General features: G+C 62.0%; 1 protein-coding gene. It reads right to left on the reverse strand.

Annotation, left to right across the window (positions count from 1 at the left end; all coding sequences use genetic code 11):
* On the reverse strand, nucleotides 1-606 hold a 606-nt coding region (locus DK871_RS25590), incomplete at both ends, for a hypothetical protein (RefSeq protein WP_218581539.1).

Raw genomic sequence — 606 nt, forward strand, 5'->3', positions numbered from 1 at the left:
CGGGGTACCGACTGATTTGCCGGTGCTGTCTTGCAACTGCACGGTGGCGCCCGGTTTGCCGGTCACAGCCACGGTGCCTGTCTCGGCATTGGGCGTGTCTAGCATCGGTTTGAGCAGCGGCACGCTGATTTGGGCCGAAGGCGGTGACTCGACACTGTTCACGGTTTGCGTGACCACCACTGGCTTGTCGCTCTGGGTGACCGGTACTTGCAATACGCCTTTGCCTTCAGTGTCCAAGATGACAGGCGTGCCCACAGGGGTGCCTGCGGCATCTTTCAGTTGCACGATTGCGCCTGGTTCGCCGACCACGTCAAGGGTGCCGGTTTGCGGATCGACCGTGCCTACGACCGGTTTCAATACCGGAATGATGACCGCGTCGCTCGCTGGGGATGTGGTTGTGCCCGAGGTTTGTACAGCTTTCAGGCTGTCGCCGGTGGTGTCCACTGGCAGGGTCAGTGCGCCTTTGCCTGCGTTATCGAGGGTCACAGGCGTACCGATTGCCTTGCCAGTGCTGTCTTGCAACTGCACCGTGGCGCCCGGTTTACCGGTAACGGCCACGGTGCCTGTCGCGGCACTGGGTGTGTCCAGCGACGGTTTCAGCAGCGG

The organism is Pseudomonas sp. L13, assembly GCF_009935965.1.
GTDB classification, from domain to species: domain Bacteria; phylum Pseudomonadota; class Gammaproteobacteria; order Pseudomonadales; family Pseudomonadaceae; genus Aquipseudomonas; species Aquipseudomonas lactis.